Here is a 7,960-nt window from a genome sequence, read left to right as displayed (position 1 = left end):
ACCTACGGCAGGCGGGCTTTCCCTACAGTCAGTCCTACATCGAGTCGGTGCTCAACGAGCACCCCTCCACGGCGCGTTCACTGGTCGCCCTGTTCGAGGCGCTCTTCGATCCCCGCCCGTCGGGCTCGTCGAGGAATCGCGACGCCCAAGCGGCGGCTGCCGCGGTCGCCGCCGACATCGACGCGCTGATGAGCCTGGACACCGATCGCATCCTGCGGGCGTTCGCGTCGCTGGTGCAGGCGACGTTGCGCACCAATTACTTTGTGACCCGGGACGGTTCGGCCCGCGCCCGAAATGTGCTGGCCCTCAAGCTCGATGCCCAGCTGATCGACGAACTGCCGCTGCCGCGGCCCAAGTACGAGATCTTCGTCTACTCGCCCCGCGTCGAGGGCGTGCACCTGCGGTTCGGGCCGGTGGCGCGCGGCGGGCTGCGCTGGTCGGACCGCCGCGACGATTTCCGCACCGAGATCCTCGGCCTGGTCAAGGCGCAGGCGGTGAAGAACGCCGTCATCGTGCCGGTCGGGGCCAAGGGCGGCTTCGTCGTCAAAAGGCCGCCGCTGGCGACCGGCGACCAGGCGGAGGACCGCGAGGCCATCCGTGCCGAGGGTGTCGCCTGCTATCAGCTGTTCATCTCCGGGCTCCTCGACGTCACCGACAACGTCGACCACAAAACGAAGAAGGTCAGCCCGCCGCCCGGGGTGATCCGGCGCGACGGCGACGACGCTTACCTGGTGGTGGCCGCGGACAAGGGCACCGCCACCTTCTCCGACATCGCCAACGACGTCGCGAAGTCCTACGGATTCTGGTTGGGTGATGCGTTCGCATCCGGCGGATCGGTGGGCTATGACCACAAGGCCATGGGCATCACGGCCAAAGGCGCGTGGGAGGCCGTCAAGCGACACTTCCGGGAGATGGGCGTCGACACCCAGTCCGAGGACTTCACGGTGGTGGGCGTGGGCGACATGAGCGGCGACGTGTTCGGCAACGGCATGCTGCTGTCCAGACACATCAGGCTGATCGCGGCCTTCGATCACCGGCACGTCTTTCTCGACCCCGACCCCGACCCCGCGGCCTCGTGGGAGGAGCGCCGGCGGATGTTCGACCTGCCGCGATCCAGCTGGGACGACTACGACAAGTCGCTGATCAGTGAGGGCGGCGGGGTGTACAGCCGCGAGCACAAATCCATCCCGGTCAGCTCGCAGGTGCGCGACGCGCTGGGCATCGACGGCGAGGTCACCGAAATGACGCCGCCGAACCTGATCAAGGCGATCCTGCAGGCGCCGGTCGACCTGCTGTTCAACGGGGGCATCGGCACCTACATCAAGGCCGAGTCGGAGTCCGACGCCGACGTCGGCGACCGCGCCAACGATCCCGTGCGGGTCAACGCGAGCCAGGTGCGCGCCAAGGTGATCGGGGAAGGCGGGAACCTGGGGGTGACCGCCCTTGGCCGCGTCGAATTCGATCTGTCGGGCGGGCGGATCAACACCGACGCCATGGACAACTCCGCCGGGGTGGACTGCTCGGACCACGAGGTCAACATCAAAATCCTGATCGACTCGCTGGTGACGGCAGGCCGCGTCGATCCCGCCGAGCGCAAAGAGCTGCTGGAGTCGATGACCGACGAGGTCGCGCAGCTGGTGCTCACCGACAACGAGGATCAAAACGACCTGATCGGCACCAGCCGCGCCAACGCGGCAAGCCTGCTGCCGGTGCACGGCAGGCAGATTCAGTACCTGGTCGACGAGCGAGGGCTCAACCGGGAACTCGAAGCGCTGCCATCGGAGAAGGAGATCGACCGCCGGTGCGAGGCCGGCATCGGGCTCACCTCGCCCGAGCTGTGCACGCTGATGGCGCACGTCAAACTCGGGCTCAAAGAGGAGATGCTGAACACCGAGCTGACCGAGCAGGACGTGTTCGCGTCCCGGTTGCCCCAATACTTCCCGACGCCGTTGCGGGAACGGTTCACCCCGGAGATCCGCACCCACCAGCTGCGCCGCGAGATCGTCACCACCATGCTGATCAACGACCTGGTCGACACCGCAGGCATCAGCTACGCGTTTCGGATCGTCGAGGACGTCGGCGTGGGGCCGGTCGACGCGGTCCGCACCTACGTAGCCACCGACGCCATCTTCGGCGTGGGCGAGATCTGGCGGCGGATCCGCGCCGCGAACCTGCCGGTCGCCATGTCGGACCGGCTCACGCTGGACACCCGACGGCTGATCGACCGCGCCGGCCGCTGGCTGCTCAACTACCGTCCGCAGCCGCTGGCCGTCGGCGCCGAGATCAACCGGTTCGCCGCGAAGGTCAAAGACCTCACGCCCCGGATGTCGGAGTGGCTGCGCGGCGACGACAAGGCGATCGTCGAGAAGGAGGCCGCCGAGTTCTCGTCGCAGGGTGCGCCCGAGGATCTGGCGTACATGATCGCCGCGGGCCTGTACCGCTTCAGCCTGCTCGACATCATCGACATCGCCGACATCAACGACATCGACGCCGCCGAGGTCGCGGACACCTACTTCGCCCTGATGGACCGGCTGGGCACCGACGGCCTGCTGACGGCGGTCTCCGAGCTACCCCGCAACGACCGGTGGCATTCGTTGGCGCGCTTGGCGATTCGCGATGACATCTACGCGTCGCTACGGTCGTTGTGCTTCGACGTGCTCGCCGTGGGCGAGCCCGACGAGAGCGGCGAGGAGAAGATCGCCGAGTGGGAACATCTGTCGGCGTCAAGGGTGGAGCGGGCCCGCCGCACCCTCATCGAAATCCAAGAAAGCGGGGAGAAGGATCTTGCGACACTCTCGGTGGCCGCGCGCCAGATCCGGCGCATGACCCGCACCAGCGGGAGAGGATCCTCCAGTTGACCGTCGGCTTCGTAGCCCCCGTACCGGTGCGCTGGTCGGACATCGACATGTACCAGCACGTCAACCACGCCACCATGGTCACGATTCTGGAGGAGGCCCGGGTCCAGTTCCTGCGCGAAGCGTTCGAGGTCGATATCTTGACCATCGGGTTGCTGATCGCCGAGGTCAAGGTGACCTACAAAGGTCAACTGCGGCTGGTCGATTCGCCGCTGCAGGTGACGATGTGGACCAAGCGGTTGCGGGCGGTGGACTTCACGCTGGGCTACGAGGTGCGCTCGGTCAGCGCCGATCCTGAGTCCAAACCCGCCGTCATCGCCGAGTCGCAGCTGGCCGCCGTTCACATCGAGGAGGAGCGGCTGGTGCGGCTCTCCCCACACCATCGGGAGTATCTGCAACGGTGGATTCGGTAGTAGTTGACCGCGGGCTTTGGTTGGGGCCAGCCGACCGGGCCGCCCAGCGCAGGGATCTGGCCGCGTTCGTCGACTACGCGCTGCGCCTCGACGACGCCGCGGTCATTCGCCTGCGCGCTCGATCGGCGGGCCTGCTGACTGCCTGGGTGGCAACGGGTTTCGACGTCCTGGCCAGCCGGGTGGTGGGCGGCGAAGTGCGGCCCGAGGATCTGTCCGTGGGTGCGGACGCGCTGGCGCGCGGCCTGTCCGCGATGGACGACTCGGGCTACGTCGACCCCGGCTTCGCGATGGATTCCGCGTGGCGCGGGGCGCTGCCGCCGGACTCCGGCTTCACGCACCTCGACGACATACCCGCCCGGGTGATGCTCGACCTCGCGCAGCGCGGGGCGCAACTCGCCAAGGAGCATGGCAGTTCGCACGGTCCGCCGGTGTCGCTGCTCGACCAGGAAGTCGTCCAGGTGAGCTCGCCGGGCGGTAGTGTGGGACTGCCGATGCGGTGTGTGTTCGCCTTGACCGCAATGGGTTTCCTGCCGCAGTCGGCCGACGCCGTCGGCGCCGACGAGATGATCCGCGTTCGGATCCTGCCGACCTGGTTGCGCCTCGACGCCCGGTTTGGCTCGGTGTACCGGCGCCGCGGCGACCCGGCTCTCTTATTGAGCTGACGCCTGAGACGACCGGTGTCGGTCGGAAATCATGTTGAGTTAAATGCGGTCGTCGGGCGGCGGATCAGGTGCCGTAGACCATCCACAACGGCAGAACCGCGTCGAGGTAATCCATGAACTTCTTGAGGCCGACGCGGTATTGCCCATAGCCGTACGGGTCTTCGGCGTACTCGGGGAACGCGATGCCCAGCCCGAACAGGCCGGGGGCGAGGATTCCGTTCATCCGGTTGTACTGCAGCGGTCCCCACTGGGGCGTCTCGGGCAGCTTTCGCTGCTCGAAGCCGACGGTGTAGACGACGCGGTCGCACTCGGCGAGCTTCTCGTCGAAGTCCGGGCCGGCAACCCAGCACCTTTCCAACCGTTCCGGGTACTCCCCGTCGATGTTCTCCCGGGCCCAGACGGCGGCTCGGCCCTTGAGGCCGGTGTCATCGAACAGTATCCAATCATCAAGATAGACAGCATATTTGAGCGGACTGCGGTAAAAATTGATCACCCTGCCGACCGGAAGCCGCAGCAGGTGCGGCAGCGCGATCATCGACGAGTGCGACGAGCCGAAGACGCCAACCGTCGCGCCTTCGAGTGGCACCTCGGCGAGCCTGTCGGCGTCGAGGGCGACCTCGACCGGAATCGCGTCGATGGGGTAGTCGAGACTCTTCGGTTCCGCGCCGATCGCGAGGATCACGTTGTCCGACCTTACTTCCGAATCCTGCGTCTGGATCCGCCACTGCCGCCGTTGCAGCGACAGGCTGGTGGCCACCGTCTCGAACACGTGCACCCGCTCGCGCAGGTGCCCGGTGACCCACACCAACGGGTCGGCGACCAGGGCCAGGGCGCAAGTCTCCTCCGGGTCGACTTCGGCCAGCGGGGAAGGCGGGGCCTCCGAAAACCGAAAGGCCGCAGAGCCGTTCAAGAAACTCAGGAAGGTTCCGGCAATGGTGTTGCTGGACACCGACCGCCACTTGCCGCCCAGGTCACCCGCGGCGAAGGCAGGATCGAGCCAGGCGATCTTGTCAGGCGGCACGCCCTGATCGAGCAGCCGCCCCACCGCCGCGATTCCCGCGGGTCCGGCTCCGATCACTGTCCACGAGTAGGTCGCCATGTACTAGGTATAGAGCAGCGACGAGCCAAGCGCTGCGCCGGAACTTGGCCGAACCGGTCGACCGGCCCGCTCACACGATGTCGGCGAACATCAGCGCCGTGCCTGCGGCGGTGACGGTCTGAGTCACGATTTGCGCGTGGGTTAGTCGAACGGCGCGCGGCATCAGGTCCGTCCAGCGCCGGGCCATCCAGCGATACGCCCAGTAAATCGCCACGCCGGCGAACCCCAGTGCCGCGGTCCAGTTCACCGCGCCGACCCAATCGGGGGTTTCGTGCCGCATCGCGGGCGCGCCCGACTGTGCGGACATGTCCATCGCCGCGCCGCCCGAGTGCGCGGGCCCTCCCGGCAGGCTGCCGTTCATCGCCCCGTACATCCAGGCCATCGCCACCATCATCACGGCGTAGTAGTAGTTCGTCAGCCGGCCATCGACGGCCCACGGCGCGTGACCGGCGACGCCGACGAACCAGGCACCGCCGAGCAGAAAGCACATCGCCGCCGCGAAGGTCGGAAGGGTCATTCCCACGCCCCAGGCCATCAGGATCATCGCGGCCGACATCGCGAGGTGTAGCAGCTGGCTGACGACGCCCGTCCAGCATCGGCGTTGGGCGACAAGGAAATACGCATACGCAACAAAGCTGACGGCGAAGAGCGCCGTCACCACCCACCGCAACGTGTTATCCACCGACGCGCCTTTCACCGGTGGGCTCGATCTCGGCCATGGCACGACAGTACCCCCACCGGGTATGCCCCTTGCAAGCGACACCCCGGAACGTTATACGAAAGCTACTGCTCCGCCGCGCCTTTGGTCGCTCAGGCCAGCCAGGCCGCGGTGTCGGGCGGGAGTTTGCCGTCGATCAGCGGTGCGCTGGTCACGATGAGTTCTCCCGGTGGCAGCGGGATGGGTCGGCGGCCGGCGTTCAGCGCGCACACCGCACCGCCGCCGCGGCGGAAGATCAGCGCATCACGCGGTGCGTCCAGCCACTCGAGCCCGTCGCCGTCGAATTCGGTGCGCTCCTTGCGCGATTTGATGATGTGCTGGAAGAACGAGAAGGTCGATTTCGGGTCGGCGGTCTGCTTTTCGACGGTCAGCGCCGCCCACTCCCGGGGCATCGGCAACCAGGTGGCTGGCGACGAGGAGAAGCCGAATGGCGGCGCGTCGCCCGACCACGGGATCGGGACCCGGCACTTGTCGCGGCCGCGCTCGGTGTGCCCGGAGCGTTCCCACGTCGGGTCTTGGAGCACTTCGTCGGGCAGCGTCACGTCGGGGAGCCCCAGCTCCTCGCCGTTGTAGACGAACACCGCGCCCGGCAGCGCCAGCATCACCATCGCCATGGCGCGCGCCCGGCGCAACCCGAGCTCACCGTCGCCGTACCGGGTGACCTCGCGGCCGACGTCGTGGTTGGACAGCGTCCACGTCGGTGTGGCGTTCTCGATCGCGGTGGCCGCCAACGAGTTCTGGATGGCGTCATGGATTTGGGTCGCGTCGAAGTCGATCTTGGTCAACCGGAAGTTGAAGCCGAGATGAAGCTCGTCCGGTCGCAGGTATTCGGCCCACCGGACGTTGTCCATGACCCAGACCTCGCCGATGGTCACCGCCCCCGGGTAGTCATCGACGATCGATCGGATCCCGCGGTGGATTTCGTGCACGCTCGGGTGGTTGAAGCGCGGGTCGTCATCGCTGTGGTGCAGGACCTTGATGTCGTCCCGCGCGTCGGGCAGGTCGGCCGGCTTGGCCATTCCGTGCGCGACGTCGATGCGGAATCCGTCGACGCCGCGTTCCAGCCAGAACCGCAGCGTCTTCTCGAAGTCGTCGAAGATGTCCGGGTGTTCCCAGTTCAGGTCCGGCTGCTCGGCGTCGAACAGGTGCAGGTACCACTGGCCCGGATTGCCGTCCGGTTCGATCACCCGCGTCCAGGCCGGCCCGCCGAACACCGACGTCCAGTTGTTCGGCGGCAGTTCGCCGTCGGAGCCGCGCCCGTCGCGAAAAAAGTAGCGGTCACGGGCGTCGGTGCCCGGACCGGCAGCCAGCGCAGCCTGAAACCACGGATGCGCCGAACTGCTGTGGTTGGGCACCACGTCCATGGTGATCTTGATGCCCCGCTCGTGTGCCGCCGCCACCAGCCGCTCGAACGCCGCCATCCCGCCGAACAACGGGTCGATGTCGCGCGGATCCGCGACGTCGTAGCCATGGTCGGCCATCGGCGACACGGTGACAGGGTTGAGCCAGATCGCGTCGACGCCGAGCCGTTCCAGGTGTTCCAGCCGAGCCGTCAGACCGTCCAGGTCGCCGACGCCGTCGCCGTCACTGTCGGCGAACGACCGCGGATACACCTGATAGAACACCGCGTCTGACCACCACGGCTTGGCTCTCATTCCACCCCGCTCATTGTCGTGGGCCGACATCACAACGCCGCGTTGACCAGCGAGTGGGCAGCCATTTCAAGGTAATCGAGCAACTGGCGCCGGTGCTCGTCGTCGAGGGTCTCCGAGTCGATCGACCCGACGGCGATGTGCATGCAGCGCAGCCAGGCGTCGCGCTCGATGGGAGTGATCCGGAACGGGACGTGGCGCATGCGCAACCGGGGATGGCCCCGCTGGTCGGAGTAGGTGCGGGGACCGCCCCAGTACTGCTCGAGGAACATCCGCAGCCGCTCCTCGGCGCCCGCCAGGTCGTCTTCGGGGTAGATCTGGCGCAGGATCTCGTCCTCGGCGACCTGGGCGTAGAACCGGGACACGATCGCGTTGAACGTGGGGGCACCGCCGACGGCGTCATAGAAGGACTGGGGCTCGGAATCCATCGCCTCCATTGTGGTCCATCGCGGTGGCGCCGGGCCGCACCGGGCAGACGGTGTGCCCGGTGTTCACCCGCGCGACATGCCGTTCACCTGCAATAGGGGTGCGATTGGCGGCGAATCATGGTGGACTATCGGC

The 7,960-nt window shown here is 67.2% G+C and carries 7 protein-coding genes; 3 read left to right on the top strand and 4 right to left on the bottom strand.

The window, feature by feature from the left end; genetic code table 11:
- From A5691_RS08250 to A5691_RS08240, 3 genes are all read left to right on the top strand, one after another.
- Positions 1-2,858: NAD-glutamate dehydrogenase domain-containing protein (locus A5691_RS08250; RefSeq protein ID WP_197696181.1), on the top strand; the 2,858-nt coding region annotated here is incomplete at its 5' end.
- A complete protein-coding gene (locus A5691_RS08245) occupies positions 2,855-3,268 on the top strand; it encodes a thioesterase family protein (RefSeq protein WP_067749490.1) in 414 nt (137 codons plus the stop codon). The genes A5691_RS08250 and A5691_RS08245, both read left to right, overlap by 4 nt.
- A complete protein-coding gene (locus tag A5691_RS08240) occupies positions 3,256-3,930 on the top strand; it encodes a hypothetical protein (protein ID WP_067749492.1) in 675 nt (224 codons plus the stop codon). Before A5691_RS08245 ends, A5691_RS08240 begins: the two co-directional genes overlap by 13 nt.
- Positions 3,931-3,994: 64 nt before the next feature.
- Here the strand turns inward: A5691_RS08240 and A5691_RS08235 are convergent, their stop codons facing one another.
- The 4 genes from A5691_RS08235 to A5691_RS08220 all read right to left on the bottom strand — a co-directional run bounded on the left by A5691_RS08235 (position 3,995) and on the right by A5691_RS08220 (position 7,827).
- A complete protein-coding gene (locus A5691_RS08235) occupies positions 3,995-5,008 on the bottom strand; it encodes a pyridine nucleotide-disulfide oxidoreductase (protein WP_067891440.1) in 1,014 nt (337 codons plus the stop codon).
- 91 nt (positions 5,009-5,099) lie between these two features.
- Entirely contained in the window at positions 5,100-5,711 is a 612-nt protein-coding gene (locus A5691_RS08230; RefSeq protein ID WP_067891437.1) for a DUF5134 domain-containing protein, read from the bottom strand.
- A gap of 128 nt (positions 5,712-5,839) precedes the next feature.
- On the bottom strand, positions 5,840-7,432 hold the full coding sequence (locus A5691_RS08225; RefSeq protein WP_156675597.1) for a glycoside hydrolase family 13 protein: 1,593 nt from the start codon (positions 7,430-7,432) through the stop codon (positions 5,840-5,842).
- Positions 7,432-7,827 (bottom strand): globin, encoded by a 396-nt coding sequence (locus tag A5691_RS08220; protein ID WP_067749526.1) that lies wholly within the window; start codon positions 7,825-7,827, stop codon positions 7,432-7,434. Before A5691_RS08220 ends, A5691_RS08225 begins: the two co-directional genes overlap by 1 nt.
- Positions 7,828-7,960: the final 133 nt, after the last annotated feature.

This window comes from Mycobacterium sp. E183, assembly GCF_001667735.1.
Taxonomy (GTDB): domain Bacteria; phylum Actinomycetota; class Actinomycetes; order Mycobacteriales; family Mycobacteriaceae; genus Mycobacterium.
Note: the sequence above shows the minus strand (reverse complement) of the source record. Positions and strands in the feature narration are given on the sequence as shown.

Coding starts and splice junctions, on each gene's coding strand:
- A5691_RS08225 (WP_156675597.1), bottom strand. CDS start 7,432: ATGTCGGCCCACGACAATGAGCGGGGTGGAATGAGAGCCAAGCCGTGG.
- A5691_RS08220 (WP_067749526.1), bottom strand. CDS start 7,827: ATGGATTCCGAGCCCCAGTCCTTCTATGACGCCGTCGGCGGTGCCCCC.